Genomic DNA, 16828 nt, shown 5'->3' on the forward strand with positions numbered 1-16828 from the left:
GATGAGCGCGCGCATTTTCGCTGTCGTCGTCGTGCACAACGGTGCGTCGCAGCTGGCTGACACGCTCACGGGCCTGCGCCAGCAGACGGTGCAGGCACCGGTCATCGTCGTCGACACCGCATCCACCGACGACTCTGCGGCCGTCGCCAGAGCCGGCGGTGTCAACTACATCGTTCGCACCGGCGCAGACACATCGTTCGGCGCCGCTGTCGGCGACGCCGTCCACGCCGTCATCCCTGACCTCCAGGACGACGACTGGCTCTGGCTCCTGCACGACGACAGCACCCCTGAACCCACTGCTCTCGCCCAGCTTCTCTCAGAGCACGATCGGTCGCCGAGTGCGCTGCTGCTCGGGCCGAAGCTGATCGACGCCGACCGTCCCGATCGCCTCGACGAGTTCGGCCTCACCATGACGACCCGAGGCGAGAAGGTGAGCCCCGCCGCGGGCGAGCTCGATCAGGCACAGTTCGACACACAGTCCGATGTGCTCGCCGTCGGCACGGCAGGCATGCTCGTCCAAGGCGGGCTGTGGAGGCGCCTCGGCGGCCTCGACACCAACCTGGCCTTCAGCGACGACGGACTCGACCTCGGCATCCGCGCACGCCTCGCCGGCGCTCGCGTCGTCACGGTGCCTTCGGCACGTGTGGCGCATCATCGTCTCAGCGAACGCAGCAGCACTCCGGCCGCGCGGACGCGTCGGCCGAAGTATCGTCAGGTGCGCTGGGCCCAGCTGTACCGTCGGCTGAGCTACACCACCGGCACGAGCGCCGTGTTTCTGTGGCTTGCGCTGCCCTTCATCGCGTTCGGGCGAACGCTGCAGCACCTCTTCGACAAGCGTCCCGGACTGATTGCAGGGGAGTGGGCGGCCACTGTCACCGCCATGTTCAGTCGCGGCCGTGTGGCCGCGCATCGCCGACGCATCGCCGACGCATCGGTCGCCCCCTGGTCGGCCATCGAACCGCTGCTGCTCTCGGCGGGCAGCGTGAACCGACTGCGGGCCGATCAGCGTGAAGAGGCCCTCTTCATCGACACCGACGTCGACGACGATGACACGGTGCCGTTCTGGCGCTCGAAGGCCCCTCTGGTCGCTCTCGCGCTGTGGGTCTTGAACGTGCTGCTGCTGTGGCGCCTGATCGCCGCGGGCGAGGTCTCGGGCGGTGCAGTCGAGCCGCTGCGGCCTGACTGGTGGACGAGCTTCACCTCGCTGTTCTCGCTGCAGCACTTCGGCGCCGTCGACAGCGGTTTGATGACCGATCCGAACTCCGCCCTGTGGACTCTGCTCTCCGCCCTCACGTTCTGGCATCCGTCGACCGTCATCGTGCTTCTGCTGCTGACGGCGATGCCGCTCGCCTTCGCGTCCGGCTGGTATCTGATGCGGGCGCTGTCGAAGACGTCTTGGGTGCGCATCGTCGGCGCTGCCGTCTGGGCGCTGTCCCCGGTGTTCGTGCAGGCGCTCGTCTCGGGAGACCTGTCACCGACGGTCTTCCACATCGTGCTGCCTCTGGCGGTCGGCTCTCTGCTTGCGGTGGCGCGCCCCGGAAACGGTCGAGAGCGCTCGATCGGTCGCGCAGCCGCTGCGGGCCTCTGGCTCGCCCTGCTGAGCGCCTGCTCTCCGATCGGATGGGTCGTCCTGCTGGCGGGCATCCTCGTCTGGTCGGTCTTCGCACACCGACTGCTGCGGTCTCTCTGGGCGGTGCTGATCCCCAGCCTCGTGGTCTGGGCGGGGCCGGTGCGCGACGCAGTCGTGACCCACGACTGGCTGGGGCTCCTCTCCGTCGGCGGCTCGCTGCCGTCCAACGGCTCCAACGATTCTCTCGATCTGCTGCTGCCCGGCTCTGCTCCATGGCTGTGGCAGACTCTGATTCCTGCTCTCGACGGCCAGCCGCTGGTCGCACAGGCTGTCGCCGCGATCTCGGCGGCGGCGCTCATCGTCATCGCGCTGGTCGGTCTCTTCACCCATCGCTGGGGACGCGTTCTCATCGGTCTCGTCCTGTTCGCGGCGACCGGTGCGCTGGCCGTCGTGCTCTCTGGGATCACGTCGATCCGGGTCTTCGGAGCGCCCAGCACCTGGGACACGACCCCGCTGCTCTCTGCGGCGACGCTGTTTCTGCTGGTGGCCATCTCGGGCACGCTCGTCGGCGCACGGGTCGGTCTGGCGAAGACGGCGGCCGCCGTCGCCATCTGCGGTGTCGCCGTGGGCATGGCCGCGCCCGGAGCTCTGGCGATCAGTCAGGGCGGGGCCGTGGGGGCGGTCGCGAACACCGCCCCGGCGCTGGTGCAGGCCGAAGAGCGCAACGCCCCCGGCGGGCGTGTGCTCGAGATCGTCGAGAACTCCGACGGGTCGTTCGATGCGACGACGACTCCGTCGGCGTTCTTCGGCACGCTGCAGGGCCGACATCGCCAGGTGATCAGCGCGAGAAGCCTCGACGACGGCCGGCAGCAGGTCGAATCGACCGTATCGAATCTGGCGAGCTACAGCGGCTACGATCCCACAGACGCGCTGAACCAGATGGGGGCCCGTTTCGTCCTGCTGCGCGCCGCTGACTCCACCGTCTCGACCGATCGCGTGAGCTCGGTGCTTGATGCCAACACCGCGCTCGAGCCGGCTGGTCGCAGCGACATCGGTCAGTTGTGGCGCGTCACGGGATCGACTGCGGTGACCGACTCCGGGCCCAGCATTTGGTGGCTCATCGTGCCGCAGGCGATCGTGCTGCTGTTCTTCCTCGCGCTGAGCCTGCCGACCGGCCGCCTGCGCGACGACGCCGAGACGTCGTCGGCACTCTCGCTGCTGGAAGGAGACGCCGATGATGTCTGATACGGCATCCGAACAAACGACCCCGAAGACCTCCGATGCCCCCGCAGCCCAGCCAGAGGCGTCGTCGAGCGGGACGCAGCCGGGCGGCGTTCGTCGTGTCGCTCGCCAGGCCTCCCGGTGGCTGCTGAGTGTCGTGGTCGTCGTCGCACTGGTCGCCGGAGGCTGGGCGCTGACCAGATTCGCCACACCCGAAGTCGACCTCAGTCGTCAGGCCAGCACCGTCGTGCCGGCCTCGGTCGAGAGCACCCGAGTCTGCCCGGTCGGCTTCCGCACCGGGGGCTCCATGACCTCGGTGGACGCCGGTGAGGCCGTGGGCAGCGGATCGATCGCTGCGATCTCTGACTCAGACCTCACGGTGCAGAGCCTCGGCCAGTCCGAGGCGACACCGTTCGGCGCGGCCGGCCGAGTCGCGACGCGCGACGGCGTCTCAGCAAGCACCGTCGTGCGGACCAGCACTGACCATCAGTCTGCCCTGGGCGTGCTCAGCGGTGCCCGGGTCGACGACGGGCAGAGCAGAGGCACGCTGCTGGCCGACTGCACCAGCCCGACGTTCGACAGCTGGATCGGCGGCGGTTCTCAGCAGGTGGGACGCTCCACGTCGGTGCGTGTGGTCAATCCGAGCTCGCTCGCCTCGACGGTGACGCTCACGGTGTTCACCGGCGAAGGACAGCTTCTGTCCAGCACCGGGGAGCTGAATGTCGAAGCAGGCAGCGAGCGTGTGCTGCCGATCTCGGCCGTCACCACCACCGACCAGCAGATCTTCGTGCGCGTGCAGGCGGTGCGAGCACCAGTCGCCGCATTTCTGCAGCAGTCGACGGTTCGCGGTCTCGAAGCCGGCGGCCTTGATGTGCAGGCACCGGGGGCTCAGCCCGCGACGCAGCAGAGCATCACCGGTGTGCGCATCTCCGGTGGCGCCGAACGGGCAGACCTGGCCGGCGAAGGCGGCTGGGAGGACACCCAGCCGGTGCTTCGCCTGCTCTCGCCAGACGAAGGAACAGTCGCACACGTGACGGTGAGCGGCGCCGACTCGCGGTCGTTCGACGTCTCGCTCACGCAGGGAGTCGTCGTCGACACGCCGCTCGGTGACCTGCCTGACGGCGACTACCAGATCTCGACCACGGCCGACGCATCGATCGTCGCTGCAGCGCGTGTGACCTCGGGCGGGCGCGATCAGGCCGACTTCACCTGGCTGCAGAGCTCAGACGCGGTGACGGCGCCGCTGTCGTTCGCTGTTCCTTCGACTCCGACTTCGCTGGCTCTGAAGCTCAGCGGCGCACCGTCGTCGACGGTGTCGGTGCAGGTCGACGGGGCGTCCCGAGACGTTCAGCTCGACGACAGCGGCCTCGGCTCGTTGGATCTCTCGGCGGGGCAGTCCGTCGAAGTGCGCCCGACGCAGGCCGTGCATCTCTCGGTGGTGACGAGCGGTGGCGATGGCATCGCGGTGGCCGCGCTGGCAGGGGCAGAATCCGCTGGTGCGGTGGACGTGCTGGCGCGCTGACGTCGACCGCTAGATCTGGTGCCCGTGCATCTCCCACGGCTGACGTCCAGTGAGTTCGGCGAAAGCCGACAGCACACAGTACTCGATCGTCATCTGACGCTGCACCTCGTCGGCGTCCTCCACCTCGGCGCCGAGAGTCAGGGGCAGGCGATGCAGAACGATGGTGCGCTGACTCTGATCGACCGTCCAACGAGGGTCATGCCCGTCTTTGAGCTGATTCGGCATGTCGGAGAGCAGGACTGTCACGTCGTCGAGTTCGGGGGCCCAGTTCGCCTTGACGTACGAACTCGTGGCGGTGATCCGGTCGATGAGCGCCTGTCGGCGAGAGCCGAGCCTCTGCAGGTACGGACCTCCGACACGGCTGCGCAGACGGCGGTGCCGTGACCGGTGCCCGGAGCGTGACGGGTGAGACGAAGACGCTGACATAGCTCCAGTCTAGAGGCGAGCGCACCGACTACAGTTGGTACAGTCCCTCGATACTGCAAGGAGCACTGCCCAATGAGCGAGACCCACGAGCCCTTCGACTATCAGATTCGCGATCTGACGCTCGCCGAGGCAGGTCGGCATCAGATCCGTCTCGCCGAGTACGAGATGCCGGGCCTGATGTCGCTTCGCGAGCAGTATGCCGGGCAGCAGCCGCTGAAGGGCGCTCGTATCGCCGGTTCGCTGCATATGACGGTGCAGACCGCCGTGCTCATCGAGACGCTGGTCGCGCTCGGCGCTCAGGTGCGCTGGAGCTCGTGCAACATCTTCTCGACGCAGGACGAAGCCGCCGCCGCTGTGGTGGTGGGGCCCCACGGCACCCCTGACGCGCCGGCGGGAGTCCCGGTCTTCGCGTGGAAGGGCGAGACGGTCGACGAGTACTGGCAGATGCTCGCTCGGGTGTTCGACTGGTCGCATGAGGCAGAGCAGCAGGGGGCTGACTGGATCGGCCCGAACCTGATCCTGGACGATGGGGCAGACGCCACCGGATTCGTGCACCTCGGCTTCCAAGCCGAGCAGGATGCGACCTCGCGGCCGTCGCATGAGCTCAGCCACGAAGAGACGGCCATGTGGACGGTCATCGACGCGCTGCTGTCGGAACGACCCGGCTGGTTCACTCGCGTCATCCACGACATCAAGGGGTCGTCCGAAGAGACGACCACCGGTGTGCACCGGCTGGCGCACATGGCCCGCGATGGAGAACTCCAGTTCTCGGCCATCAACGTCAACGACTCGGTCACCAAGAGCAAGTTCGACAACAAATACGGCATTCGACACTCGCTGCCCGACGGCATCAACCGCGGCACCGACACACTGATCGGCGGCAAGGTGGTGTTCGTCGCCGGCTACGGCGACACCGGCAAGGGCGCGGCCGAGGCGATGCGCGGCCAGGGCGCTCGCGTGATCGTCTCTGAGGTCGACCCCATCTGTGCGCTGCAGGCGGCGATGGACGGCTTCCAAGTCGCCCGACTCGACGACGTCGCTCACGAGGTCGACATCGTGGTGACCGCCACCGGCGACCTCGGAGTCGTCACCGTCGATCAGCTGCTGAAACTGAAGAATCACGCCATCGTCGGCAACGTCGGGCACTTCGACAACGAGATCGATATGGCTGGTCTCGAACGCCTTCAGGGCGCCAGCAAAGTGAACATCAAGCCGCAGGTCGACGAATGGCACCTGCCGAACGGCCACAGCATCCTCGTGCTCAGCGAGGGACGCCTACTGAACCTCGGCAACGCCACGGGGCATCCCAGCTTCGTCATGAGCGCCTCCTTCACCAACCAGGTGCTGGCGCAGATCGAGCTGTTCACCAATCTCGAGGCATACCCGATCGGTCTGCACCGGCTGCCGAAGGCGCTCGACGAGCACGTGGCACGGGTGCATCTTGCCGCTCTCGGCGTCGAGCTCACCACTCTGACGCCTGCACAGGCCGACTACCTCGGCGTTCCCGTCGACGGCCCGTACAAGCCGGATCACTATCGGTACTGACCTATGGCTCATCGCATTCTCGCCGTCGACGACGATCCCGATCTGCTGGAGATGATCGAGATCGTGCTGCGCGGGCAGGGGTGGTCGGTCGTCACGGCAGCGGACGGACCGTCAGCCGTTCAGACCTGCCGCGATCAGCACCCTGATCTGGTGCTGCTCGACGTGATGCTGCCCGGCTTCGACGGCGTCGAAGTGGCGCGACGCATCCGCAGAGAGTCCGATGTGCCCGTCGTCATGCTCACAGCGCGCACCGACACCACCGACGTGGTCGCCGGGCTCGCTGCCGGCGCAGACGACTATGTGTCCAAGCCGTTCTCACCGCAGGAGCTCGTGGCCCGCATCGAGGCCCGCCTTCGCCGACTGCCCGGAGACATCGCCTCGGTGCTGCGTCTTGGCGCGCTCACGATCGACACCGCAGCGCATCAGGTCACGAAGAACGGCGAGATCGTGCGACTCACACCGCTCGAGTTCGACCTCTTGGCGGCCCTGGCTCGACAGCCTGGGGTCGTCGTCAGCCGCGACCAGCTGCTCGAGGAGGTCTGGGGCTACCACTACAAGGCCGACACTCGACTGGTGAACGTGCACGTGCAGCGCCTGCGGGCCAAGATCGAAGACGACCCGGAGAACCCCGAGTACGTGCTCACCGTGCGCGGCGTCGGCTACACCGCAGGAGAGCGCTGATCGTGGCGGCAAGTCTGCTCCGCGTGCCCGCCCGGCGTCTGATGCAGTGGCTGCGGCGCTCGCTGACGGCTCGCGCGCTCGTGGTGTCTCTGGTGCTCAGCACGCTGACCACACTGCTCGTGTTCGGACTCATCTCACTGCGCATCTCGACCGAGCTGTTCAAGTCGCGCAGCGAGACGGTGGTCGGGCTCAGCCAGTCGGCGATCGAAGACGTGCGATCGATCGGTCTGGGCTCGACGGCGCAGGACGAACAGTCTCTGCAGACGCTGAAAGTGTCGATGCTGCGCAGCGCCGAGTCTCTGGCCCTCTCGCAGCAGGTCGCGCTGCTGCAGACGGAATCAGGCGAGCGGCCGGTGCTGAACAGTCCCGATCTGATCAGCGCCTCGCTGAACGCGCAGAGCATTCCCGCATCCCTGCGCGAACAGGTGCAGGCCAACCCCGACACGATCTTCTGGCAGTCGGCGAAGGGCGCCTCCGGAGAGCCCGCCATCGTGGTCGGCGGTTCGTTCAGCGTGCCGCTCGCCGGCGAGCACGAGATCTACATCGAGAACTCGCTGGCCCCTGAGCAGCAGACGCTGGAGTTCGTGCAGCTGATGCTGTTGATCGCGGCTCTCGTGCTGGTGCTGATGACCGGTGCGATCGCGGTCATCGTCACCTCGCTGATTCTGCGGCCCATTCGCCGCACCGTCCAAGTCTCGAGCCGCCTCGCACGAGGCGACCTCGGGCAGCGTCTGCCTCAGACCGGTGCGGCCGAGGCCGTCGCGCTGGGGCGTTCGTTCAACAAGATGGCCGACTCGCTCGAACGGCAGATCCTCGAGCTGCGTCGGCTGTCGACCCTGCAGCGGCGCTTCGTCTCGGATGTCTCACATGAGCTGCGCACCCCGATCACCACGATCAGTCTGGCGGCAGACGTCATCTACGCCAAACACGACGATCTGGAGGGGGCGACGCGGCGATCGGCCGAGATTCTGCACACCCAAGTGCAGCGCTTCGAACGGCTGCTCAGCGAGCTGCTCGAGACCAGCCGTCTCGACGCCGGCGTCGTCGCGCTTGACCGTTCAGAGGTCGATCTCGTCGGGCTGGTGCGCAGCGTCGTCACCGACTGCGAGGCGCTCTCCCAGCGGCAGGGCAGCCCGATCACGGTGACGGCTCCAGACGGGGCCGTTCCCGCATCCATCGACAGCGTGCGAGTGGGGCGAGCGGTGCGCAACCTGCTCTCGAATGCTCTGGAGCACGGCGCAGGATCACCCATCGAGGTCATCGTCGACCGACCGATCGGGGCGACGCCGGCCGTCGGGCGCATCCGTGTCGTCGACCACGGGCGCGGCATCTCGGCCGACGATCTGGAACACGTGTTCGACCGGTTCTGGCGGGCCGACGCCTCGCGTCAGCGCACACTCGGCGGCACCGGGCTGGGGCTGTCGATCACACGTGAGGACATGCAGCTGCACGGCGGCAGCGTTTCGGCCGAGTCCGAGCTGGGGCACGGCGCGACGTTCACGATCACGCTGCCGCTCGAAGAGGAGAGCGCATGATGAGCGGGCCGAAACGAGTGCTCGTCGGGCTGGTCGCTGCTGTGCTGCTGCCGGTCGCTTTACTGCTCGGCGGATGCGTCCGGCTGCCCGATTCCGGGTCGCCGCAACGCGTGGTCGACAGCGGAGGCAGCGAGAACAGCAGCGGCTACGTGGTCAACGCCTCGGGGCCGGCTGACGGCGCGAGCCCGATCGAGGTCATCAACGGGTTCATCCTGGCGTCGGCCGACACCAGAGGCAGCCACTCTGTCGCCCGAGAGTTTCTGACCGACGGTCTGGCAGCCAGCTGGCAGCCAGATGCGCAGGTGCAGGTGCTCGACAGCATGCCCGACCTCGACGATCACGACAGCGGCCACGTCGAGGCGACGGGTGCGCTGCAGGCGACGGTCGACGCCGTCGGCGTCTACCGCGAGCAAGCGTCTCGGCTGAAGCAGGAGTACTCGCTCGTGCAGGTGAACGGGCAGTGGCGCATCAGCTCCGCACCCGACGGAGTGCTGATGACTCGAGCGAGCTTCGACCTGGTGTTCAGAGCAGCGCGACTCGCCTACCTCTCGACGTCCGGCGACACGCTCGTGCCCGACGTCCGCTGGTTCCAGGCGGGCGACCAGACGGCCACACGACTGGTCAAGGCCTTTCTCTCCGGCCCCGTGCCCACCGTGCAGGCCGGCGTGCAGCAGCTGATCGGCAGCGATCTGCATCTTGCGGTCGAGGCCGTGGGCGTGAGCAGCGGGGTCGCCTCGATCTCGCTGAGCGGTGAGTTCCTCTCACTCGACGAACTGCACCAGCGTCAGGTGAAGACCCTGTTGGTGCGCTCGCTCGAGCAGGTCGACGATATCCACGAAGTCAGTCTCACCGTCAACAATCTGCGCATCGATCTGCCCACCATTCCGACCGCTGAGATTGATTTTCCCCATACCCAGAACGGCGTCGTGCTCGGGTCCGAAGGTGAGAGTCTGCAGGCCATGGACGGCCAGAGCTGGCAGCCGGTCGATCCTCTGCCATCCGAGCTGCAGCCAGTTCGCTCGGCGCTGACCGACACCTCGGTCAGCTCGCTGAGCGTGGCGCGTGGGCGACTGGCCGCAGCCGCAGCCGACGGCATGCACTACATGGGCGACGACCAAAACGCGCGCGTACTGAGTGGAACGGCATCGGGCGTCGCGTCGATCGACGTCGTCGGCACCGCCTGGACGCTGCGCGACGGCCAGATCGTCTGGGTCGATGCCAACAGCGGAGTCTCGGGTGCGCTGCCGCTGCCCGCAGACGTCGTCGGCACCGGAGCTGTGGTCGCCACTGCCGCAGCTGCGGATGGTGCCCGCGTCGGAGTCGCGGTGGCCGAGGGGCAGAGCATTCGCCTGCTGGCGTTCGGTGTGCGTCGTGACGCGACGGGGCATCCGGCCGAGCTCACCGCGGCGACAGAGCTCGGACAGGCGTCAGGCACGGTGACGGCCCTCACCTGGAACGCCGACGACCAAGTCGCAGTGGCTCTCGCTCCGGAGTCCTCGACAGGTGAAAGCACGATCCTCGTGCGTTCGATGAGTGGGCGGGGCACTCAGGCCACAGTGCACGGGCATGTCACGCAGCTCGTCGGCGCGCCCCGCGACGGTCAGCTGCGCGTGGTGAGCGACGATCGGCTCTTCTCTGTGCAGAGCGGCAGCGTGACCGAACTCGGCGTGCGCGTCTCTGCACTGACCACCATCTGGCATTGACGCGTGCACAGGGGGCGTCGAGAGCTGGTCTGTCGATTTCTGTCTGGGCGATTCTCGACGCATGGACGTCATGGGCGCGCTGCGCGAGATCGGAACGCTGCTGCTGCCCGAGACCTGCCTTGCCTGCGGAGGCCGGACGTCGACGGCTCTGTGCATCACCTGTCTGCAGGCGTTCGACGATTCTCCGACGGCCGTGTGCGTCGACGGTGTGCCCTGCCTGGGGTGGGATGACCACGACGGTCGCATCCGCGTCGTCATCCGTGCGGTGAAAGACGATCGGCGCACGGCCGAACTCGGCTTGCTGCGCATGCATGCGAACCGACTTGCAGCAGTCGCACGCCGACGGCTCGCTTCTGACGGCGCAGTGTGGGCGGCGCTGCCGTCGGCGGCGGCTGCCCGACGCCGACGAGGCTTCTGTCTTGCCGAGCGGGCATTCGGCCGCAGCGGGGAGTCCGTGCGCGAAGACGTGCTCTGGCCGGTTCGGAAGCTGCATGACCAGCGGGCGCTCAGCGCGTCGGGCAGACGAAGCAACCTCGCAGATGCGCTGTATGCGGATCGGGGCGTGGTCGACGGGCGGCAGGTGCTGCTGATCGACGACGTGATGACGACGGGCGCCACCATGCGGGCGGCGAGAGACGCAGTGCTCGCGTCCGGTGGAGACGTCGTCGGAATGCTGGTGCTTGCACGAACGCCTCGTGCGCTGGCTGCTCGATGAGAGAGCTGGGCATTCTCTGAGATGGCTCCACACTTCTCTCGCAGACACGTAGAATGGTTCGGTGTGCGCCCTGCGGCAGCGACTGACAGTGTGCTGAGGCCTGCACGAGACCTGAGAGAGAGTGGACACGTGGCTGGAATCGTCGACAACATCCTGCGCATCGGTGAGGGGCGCATCCTCAAACGACTGAAGCGGGTGGTCAGCCAGGTCAACGCGCTGGGCGACGACTACAAAGAGCTCAGCGATGACGAGCTTCACGAAGAGACGCAGCGTCTGCGTGACCGCTATGACAGCGGCGAGACGCTCGACGATCTGCTGCCCGAGGCATTCGCCGCCGTGCGCGAGGCCGCCGACCGCACGTTGGGCATGCGTCACTTCGACGTGCAGATCATGGGCGGCGCGGCACTGCACCAGGGCAACATCGCCGAGATGAAGACCGGTGAGGGCAAGACCCTGGTCGCGACGCTGCCGGCCTACCTGAACGCGATCGCGGGCAAAGGCGTGCACGTCGTCACCGTCAACGACTTCCTGGCCAAGTACCAGAGCGATCTGATGGGCCGCGTGTTCCGTGCGCTGGGCATGACCACCGGCTGCATCGTCGCCGGGCAGACTCCGCAGCAGCGCCGCGAGCAGTACGCCGCCGACATCACCTACGGCACGAACAACGAGTTCGGCTTCGACTACCTGCGTGACAACATGGCCTGGCAGAAGAGCGACCTGGTGCAGCGCGAGCGCTTCTTCGCCATCGTCGACGAGGTCGACTCGATCCTGATCGACGAGGCGCGTACCCCGCTGATCATCTCGGGTCCCGGTGACGGCGACGCCAACCGGTGGTTCGGCGAGTTTGCCAAGGTCGCCCGTCGCCTCAGAGAGGGCACTGACTACGAGGTCGACGAGAAGAAGCGCACCATCGGCGTGCTCGAGTCCGGCATCTCGAAGGTCGAAGACTACCTCGGCATCGAGAACCTGTACGAGTCGGCGAACACCCCGCTGATCTCGTTCCTGAACAACGCCATCAAGGCCAAGGCGCTCTTCAAGCGCGACAAAGACTATGTGGTGCTCAACGGCGAGGTGCTGATCGTCGACGAGCACACGGGCCGAATCATGCAGGGGCGTCGCTACAACGAGGGCATCCATCAGTCGATCGAGGCCAAAGAGGGCGTCGAGGTCAAGGCTGAGAACCAGACCCTCGCCACGATCACGCTGCAGAACTACTTCCGCTCGTATGACAAACTCGCCGGCATGACCGGTACCGCCATGACCGAAGCGGCGGAGTTCTCGAGCACCTACGAGCTCGGCGTCGTGCCGATTCCCACGAACAGGCCCATGATCCGCAAAGATCAGGCCGACTTCATCTTCCGCACGGCCGAAGCTAAGTTCCACGCGGTCGTCGACGACATCGTCGATCGGCATGAGTCCGGCCAGCCGGTGCTGGTCGGCACCACGAGCGTCGAGAAGAGCGAGTACCTCTCGCGTCTGCTTGCCAAGCGCGGGGTCAAGCACGAAGTGCTGAACGCCAAAAACCACTCGCGTGAGGCCGCGATCGTGGCTCAGGCCGGTCGCCTCGGGTCGGTCACGGTGGCCACGAACATGGCTGGTCGTGGTACCGACATCATGCTCGGCGGCAACGCCGAGTTCCTGGCGGTGTCTGAGCTGGCCAGCCGCGGGCTCTCGCCGACCGAGACCCCAGAAGAGTACGAAGAGGCCTGGGACACCGCCTTCGCCGACGTCAGACAGCGTGTGCACGACGAAGCCGAGAAGGTCATCGAGGCCGGCGGTCTGTACGTGCTCGGCACCGAGCGGCACGAGTCACGCCGCATCGACAATCAGCTGCGCGGTCGTTCCGGCCGTCAGGGAGACCCCGGCGAGTCGCGCTTCTACCTGTCACTCGAAGACGATCTGATGCGGCTGTTCAACTCGTCGGCGGCCGAGGCGCTGATGGCTCGCACCTCGCCAGAAGACGAGACGCCGATCGAGTCGAAGATGGTCTCGCGTGCGGTCGAGAACGCCCAGGGGCAGGTCGAGGCGCGCAACACCGAGATTCGCAAGAACGTGCTGAAGTACGACGACGTGATGAACCGCCAGCGCAACGCGATCTACGCCGACCGTCGGCGCATCCTCGATGGGGCCGACCTCGCCGAACAGGTGCAGGGCTTCCTCACCGACAGCGTCGAGGCGATCGTCGACGACCACGTGACCTCGGGGTCGGCGGCTCAGTGGGATCTCGACGGACTCTGGCGTGACCTCAAGGGCGTCTTCCCCGTGTCGGTCACTCGTGACGAGGTGATCGAAGAGGCCGGTGGCGACCTTGGCCGAGTGACCGTGCCGATGCTGAAGGAGCAGCTGCTCTCAGATGCCCGCATCGCCTACGAGAAGCGCGAGCAGCAGCTCGGCGACGAGGCCATGCGCGAGCTCGAACGCCGCGTCGTGCTCTCGGTGCTCGATCGCAAGTGGCGCGATCACCTCTACGAGATGGACTACCTCAAAGAGGGAATCGGCCTGCGGTCGATGGCGCAGCGCGATCCGCTGGTCGAGTACCAGCGCGAGGGCTTCACGATGTTCAACCAGATGATGGGCGGCATCAAAGAGGAGTCGATCGGGTTCCTGTTCAACCTCGATGTGCAGATCGAGCACAAAGACATCGACGGCGACGGCATTCCCGACGTGCAGGTCGAGGCGAAGGGACTCGATCGCACCGACAAGCCTGCACAGTACAGCTACTCTGCGGCTGACGAAGACGGCGCCGAGAGCGACGGCGGCGAAGGCAAGCCTGCACCGGCCGCCAATCGCGCCCAGCGACGCGCCAACAAGCAGAAATAGCCGTCTCGGGCGCATACGTCGCCGATGCAGCAGTCAGGCCGGTCGTCCCACCTGGGAGACCGGCCTGACTCGTCTTCCTCGACGGGCTACAGCACGGCGAGCTCTTCGACCATCCAGCGCTCCCGACTCCGGCCGAAGACCACGGTCGCGACCTGGGTGCGTGCACCGTCTTTGGTGAACACCACGACGCAGTCGACACGGGCCAGGTCGTAGGTCGGGCGAACCAGTGTGCGCAGCACGCGCACGTCAGGCCGTGTCGGACGTGCGCGTCTGAGGCGGTGCCTCTGCTGAGCGAGCTCTGAACGAACCCGGATCTTCATGAGCACGTCGGCAGACACCCACCTCGTGAGATGCTCCGCCGGGCGCACGCCGGCATCCACCTCTTGGGCGGCGACGAAGAGCTGGATCAGACGGCGCTCGAAGGTCGTCTGACTGCTGCGGTTCGGTGGATATGACGTCTGCTCTGACATGGTGTTCCCCTTTGATCGTGATCTGTAACTGCGCCAGCCGGCGATCTGCAGACGACCGATCTGACGTGGTCTCAGACTAAAAGTCGGGTGCCGTTGAGGCGGCGGATGCTGTGGAGAGATCTGTGGAGAGCCGACGTGGAGTCGGGGCGCCGTCACCGCACAGGGCCGGTACACTGACAAGGTGTCGATACTCTCTGAATTCGCCGAGAAGAACCCCGGACTGGTCACCGAAGACCTCGACTGGTTGCATTCGCTGATCGGCGACTGGCAGATGATCGCCGACATGGCGCTCGCCGATCTCATTCTCTGGCTGCCCACCAACGACGGTCAGTACGAGGCGGTCGCTCACGCTCGGCCGAGCGGGTCGCCCACGGCCTTCGCCCATGATCTCATCGGGCATCGAGCTCGCGAGGAGTGGGCGTCGCTGATCGATCAGACCTATGTGCAGGGCGTCGGACACGTCTCGAAGAACCCCGACTGGACTCAGCATTCGCCGACCCGTCTGCGCGCGGTGCCGGTGCGCCGGGCGATTCGCAAAGAGGGCGACCACATCGAGACGACCGCGCCGATCGCCGTGGTGACCAGACATACGAACGTGGCAGAGTCTCGCACACCGAGTCGGCAGGATCTGGTCTTTCTCGGCTGTGCCAGTGATCTGCTCGATATGATCGCCGTCGGTGACTTTCCCGATCTCTCGGCACCGACCGGCCCGCGTCGCGGCGCTCCACGGGTGAGCGACGGTCTCATTCGTCTCGATCGCGTCGGAGAGGTGCTCTTCGCGAGCCCCAACGCCATCTCGGCCTATAACCGTCTGGGATTCGACGGCGAGATCGAGGGGCGCAATCTCTCAGATGTGACGGTGACGCTGGTCACCGGCGAGAGCATCGCCGACGAGAGTCTGCCTGTGGTGACGAGCGGCAAGGCGTCGTGGCGGGCCGACGTCGAAGGCAATGGCGCGACGATCACGCTGCGAGCCATTCCGCTGCGTCGCAACCACCACCGCATCGGGGCGATCGTGCTCTGCCGAGACGTCTCTGAGGTGCGTCGCCAGGAGCAGGAGCTACTCACCAAGGACGCGACGATCCGCGAGATCCACCACCGAGTCAAGAACAACCTGCAGACGGTCTCGTCGCTGCTGCGCATTCAGTCGCGACGCACTCAGACTGAGGAGGCCCGGGCTGCGCTGCTCAAGGCCATGCGACGCGTCGAGGCCATCGCCGTGGTGCATGACACGCTCTCTGAGGGGCTGTCGCAGTCGGTCGACTTCGACGAGGTGTTCGAACGCGTGCTGCGTCTGATCACCGAGGTGGCCTCGGTCGACACCGGCAAAGTGTATCCGACGTTCAGCGGCAGCTTCGGCGAGCTGCCCTCGGCCTCGGCCACGCCGCTGGCGCTGGCGCTCACCGAGCTGGTGACGAACGCGGTCGAACACGGGCTCAACGGCGCCGACGGGCAGGTCTGGGTCAAGGCCGATCGCGACGAGCAGGAGCTGCGCATCATCGTCGGCGACGACGGCGGGGGGCTGCCGGAAGGCAAGGTCGGTTCGGGCCTTGGCACACAGATCGTGCGCACGCTGATCGAGGGTGAGCTCTCGGGCGCGATCGACTGGCACACCCTGACGGGCAGTGGCACCGAGGTGACCATCACCATTCCGGTGCGCTCGCTGCGCAGCCACGGCTGACGGTCATCCGTGGCGTCAGGGGACGGCACCCGTCGACAGACAGAATGAGAGCCGAGCCCCAAAGGGCCCGGCTCTCATGAGTCTTCTAGTTCTGCCGAGGTCAGCTGGCGCGGCGTGCACGCGCTGCGCGGCGCTTCAGCGCCCGCCGCTCGTCTTCGCTCAGCCCGCCCCAGACGCCGGCGTCCTGTCCGGTCTCCATCGCATAGTGCAGGCACTCGTCAGTGACCTCGCAATCGGAGCAGACCACTTTGGCCTTCTCGATCTGGTCTACTGCTGGCCCGGTGTTCCCCACGGGGAAGAACAGCTCCGGGTCGGCTGCCAGACACGCTGCGTGATCGCGCCAGTCCATACCACTCCTTGTTCGAATTCCTTGCAGAGATGACGTGTCGCTGTAAGCGATACCGTCATGAGTGCATCTGAATCTTGGCATAGCATCGTTTCGAGCGCAAGGGTTCTGCCCCGACGAAATCGGGTGCTCTGCGCTAGGATCTTCACCGCGAATCGTTCGTGTGGACGAAGAATCAGGAGAACACGCTCATGGCTGACGGCAGGCATCCGTGGCAGCTTCGACTCGCGAGCGTGCTGATGATGCTCGAGGGCGCGGCGGCATTGGTCTTGGCAGTGTGGCTGCTGATCGAGCTTTTCGTCGCCAAGGCGGAGTCTCCGGTCTCGGCGATCGCACTGATCGTGATCTGTTTGGGCGCAGGGCTCTGGATCTTGAGCGCCGGTCGCTCCCTGCTCAAGGGGCGCGGATGGGCCCGATCCGCAGGCGTCTTCGTGCAGCTCGTACTGGCCGCCTTCGCTGCGGGCAGTCTGGGCGGAGAGGGCTCGAGCGTGCGCGCGTTCGCCTTCCTGCTCGCCCCCGCCATCGTCACAGTAATCCTGCTGTTCACGAAGCCGGTCGTCCAGGCCAGCCAGCAGCGCAGCGAACGCTGACCT

Annotated in this window: 13 protein-coding genes; 10 read left to right on the top strand and 3 right to left on the bottom strand. The window is 66.5% G+C overall.

The genetic code is table 11. The features are described 5' to 3' along the window. Position 1 precedes the first annotated feature (1 nt). Positions 2-2815 carry a glycosyltransferase family 2 protein gene (locus F8O08_RS05315; protein ID WP_158042764.1) on the top strand — a complete coding sequence of 938 codons (2814 nt, stop codon included), beginning with the start codon at positions 2-4 and terminating at the stop codon, positions 2813-2815. Further along, on the top strand, positions 2805-4313 hold the full coding sequence (locus tag F8O08_RS05320; RefSeq protein ID WP_158042765.1) for a DUF5719 family protein: 1509 nt from the start codon (positions 2805-2807) through the stop codon (positions 4311-4313). Before F8O08_RS05315 ends, F8O08_RS05320 begins: the two co-directional genes overlap by 11 nt. A gap of 9 nt (positions 4314-4322) precedes the next feature. On the opposite strand, the gene F8O08_RS05325 is transcribed toward F8O08_RS05320, so the two are convergent. Further along, entirely contained in the window at positions 4323-4739 is a 417-nt protein-coding gene (locus F8O08_RS05325; RefSeq protein ID WP_158031979.1) for a hypothetical protein, read from the bottom strand. Positions 4740-4811: 72 nt separating this feature from the next. Between F8O08_RS05325 and ahcY the strand changes: the two genes are divergently transcribed. The 6 genes from ahcY (at position 4812) to secA (ending at position 13738) form a co-directional block, all read left to right on the top strand. Then, the gene (gene ahcY, locus F8O08_RS05330; protein WP_158042766.1) at positions 4812-6284 is read left to right on the top strand and encodes an adenosylhomocysteinase; all 1473 of its coding nucleotides are present in this window, start codon (positions 4812-4814) and stop codon (positions 6282-6284) included. A gap of 3 nt (positions 6285-6287) precedes the next feature. Then, positions 6288-6965: an MtrAB system response regulator MtrA gene (mtrA, locus tag F8O08_RS05335; protein WP_158037405.1), complete on the top strand. Its 678-nt coding sequence runs from the start codon at positions 6288-6290 to the stop codon at positions 6963-6965. A gap of 2 nt (positions 6966-6967) precedes the next feature. Further along, on the top strand, positions 6968-8500 hold the full coding sequence (gene mtrB / locus F8O08_RS05340; protein ID WP_158037406.1) for an MtrAB system histidine kinase MtrB: 1533 nt from the start codon (positions 6968-6970) through the stop codon (positions 8498-8500). Continuing rightward, positions 8497-10203 (top strand): GerMN domain-containing protein, encoded by a 1707-nt coding sequence (locus F8O08_RS05345; RefSeq protein WP_158042767.1) that lies wholly within the window; start codon positions 8497-8499, stop codon positions 10201-10203. The genes mtrB and F8O08_RS05345 overlap by 4 nt, the downstream gene beginning before the upstream one ends. Positions 10204-10264: 61 nt before the next feature. After that, positions 10265-10918: a ComF family protein gene (locus F8O08_RS05350; protein WP_158042768.1), complete on the top strand. Its 654-nt coding sequence runs from the start codon at positions 10265-10267 to the stop codon at positions 10916-10918. Between the two features lie 129 nt (positions 10919-11047). Then, positions 11048-13738: a preprotein translocase subunit SecA gene (gene secA, locus F8O08_RS05355; RefSeq protein WP_158042769.1), complete on the top strand. Its 2691-nt coding sequence runs from the start codon at positions 11048-11050 to the stop codon at positions 13736-13738. An 86-nt stretch (positions 13739-13824) separates the two neighbouring features. On the opposite strand, the gene F8O08_RS05360 is transcribed toward secA, so the two are convergent. After that, positions 13825-14208, bottom strand: a complete 384-nt coding sequence (locus tag F8O08_RS05360) for an Rv3235 family protein (protein ID WP_158042770.1) — start codon at positions 14206-14208, stop codon at positions 13825-13827. A gap of 181 nt (positions 14209-14389) precedes the next feature. Here F8O08_RS05360 and F8O08_RS05365 point away from each other — a divergent pair, with 181 nt between their 5' ends. Then, positions 14390-15889: a sensor histidine kinase gene (locus tag F8O08_RS05365; RefSeq protein ID WP_158042771.1), complete on the top strand. Its 1500-nt coding sequence runs from the start codon at positions 14390-14392 to the stop codon at positions 15887-15889. Between the two features lie 100 nt (positions 15890-15989). Here F8O08_RS05365 and F8O08_RS05370 read toward each other — a convergent pair whose 3' ends face one another. Continuing rightward, a complete protein-coding gene (locus F8O08_RS05370) occupies positions 15990-16238 on the bottom strand; it encodes a WhiB family transcriptional regulator (protein WP_158031970.1) in 249 nt (82 codons plus the stop codon). Between the two features lie 188 nt (positions 16239-16426). Here F8O08_RS05370 and F8O08_RS05375 point away from each other — a divergent pair, with 188 nt between their 5' ends. Beyond that, positions 16427-16825: a hypothetical protein gene (locus tag F8O08_RS05375; RefSeq protein WP_158042772.1), complete on the top strand. Its 399-nt coding sequence runs from the start codon at positions 16427-16429 to the stop codon at positions 16823-16825. The last annotated feature ends 3 nt before the right edge of the window (positions 16826-16828 follow it).

It is taken from the genome of Pseudoclavibacter sp. CFCC 13611 (assembly GCF_008831225.1).
In the GTDB taxonomy this organism is placed as follows: domain Bacteria; phylum Actinomycetota; class Actinomycetes; order Actinomycetales; family Microbacteriaceae; genus Pseudoclavibacter_A.

What these genes read in the sequence shown, in the direction of transcription:
- mtrA (WP_158037405.1), top strand. Translation starts at nt 6,288, where the DNA reads ATGGCTCATCGCATTCTCGCCGTCGACGACGATCCCGATCTGCTGGAG.
- F8O08_RS05350 (WP_158042768.1), top strand. Translation starts at nt 10,265, where the DNA reads ATGGACGTCATGGGCGCGCTGCGCGAGATCGGAACGCTGCTGCTGCCC.
- F8O08_RS05375 (WP_158042772.1), top strand. Translation starts at nt 16,427, where the DNA reads ATGGCTGACGGCAGGCATCCGTGGCAGCTTCGACTCGCGAGCGTGCTG.
- F8O08_RS05370 (WP_158031970.1), bottom strand. Translation starts at nt 16,238, where the DNA reads ATGGACTGGCGCGATCACGCAGCGTGTCTGGCAGCCGACCCGGAGCTG.
- ahcY (WP_158042766.1), top strand. Translation starts at nt 4,812, where the DNA reads ATGAGCGAGACCCACGAGCCCTTCGACTATCAGATTCGCGATCTGACG.
- F8O08_RS05315 (WP_158042764.1), top strand. Translation starts at nt 2, where the DNA reads ATGAGCGCGCGCATTTTCGCTGTCGTCGTCGTGCACAACGGTGCGTCG.
- F8O08_RS05320 (WP_158042765.1), top strand. Translation starts at nt 2,805, where the DNA reads ATGATGTCTGATACGGCATCCGAACAAACGACCCCGAAGACCTCCGAT.
- F8O08_RS05345 (WP_158042767.1), top strand. Translation starts at nt 8,497, where the DNA reads ATGATGAGCGGGCCGAAACGAGTGCTCGTCGGGCTGGTCGCTGCTGTG.
- F8O08_RS05360 (WP_158042770.1), bottom strand. Translation starts at nt 14,208, where the DNA reads ATGTCAGAGCAGACGTCATATCCACCGAACCGCAGCAGTCAGACGACC.
- F8O08_RS05325 (WP_158031979.1), bottom strand. Translation starts at nt 4,739, where the DNA reads ATGTCAGCGTCTTCGTCTCACCCGTCACGCTCCGGGCACCGGTCACGG.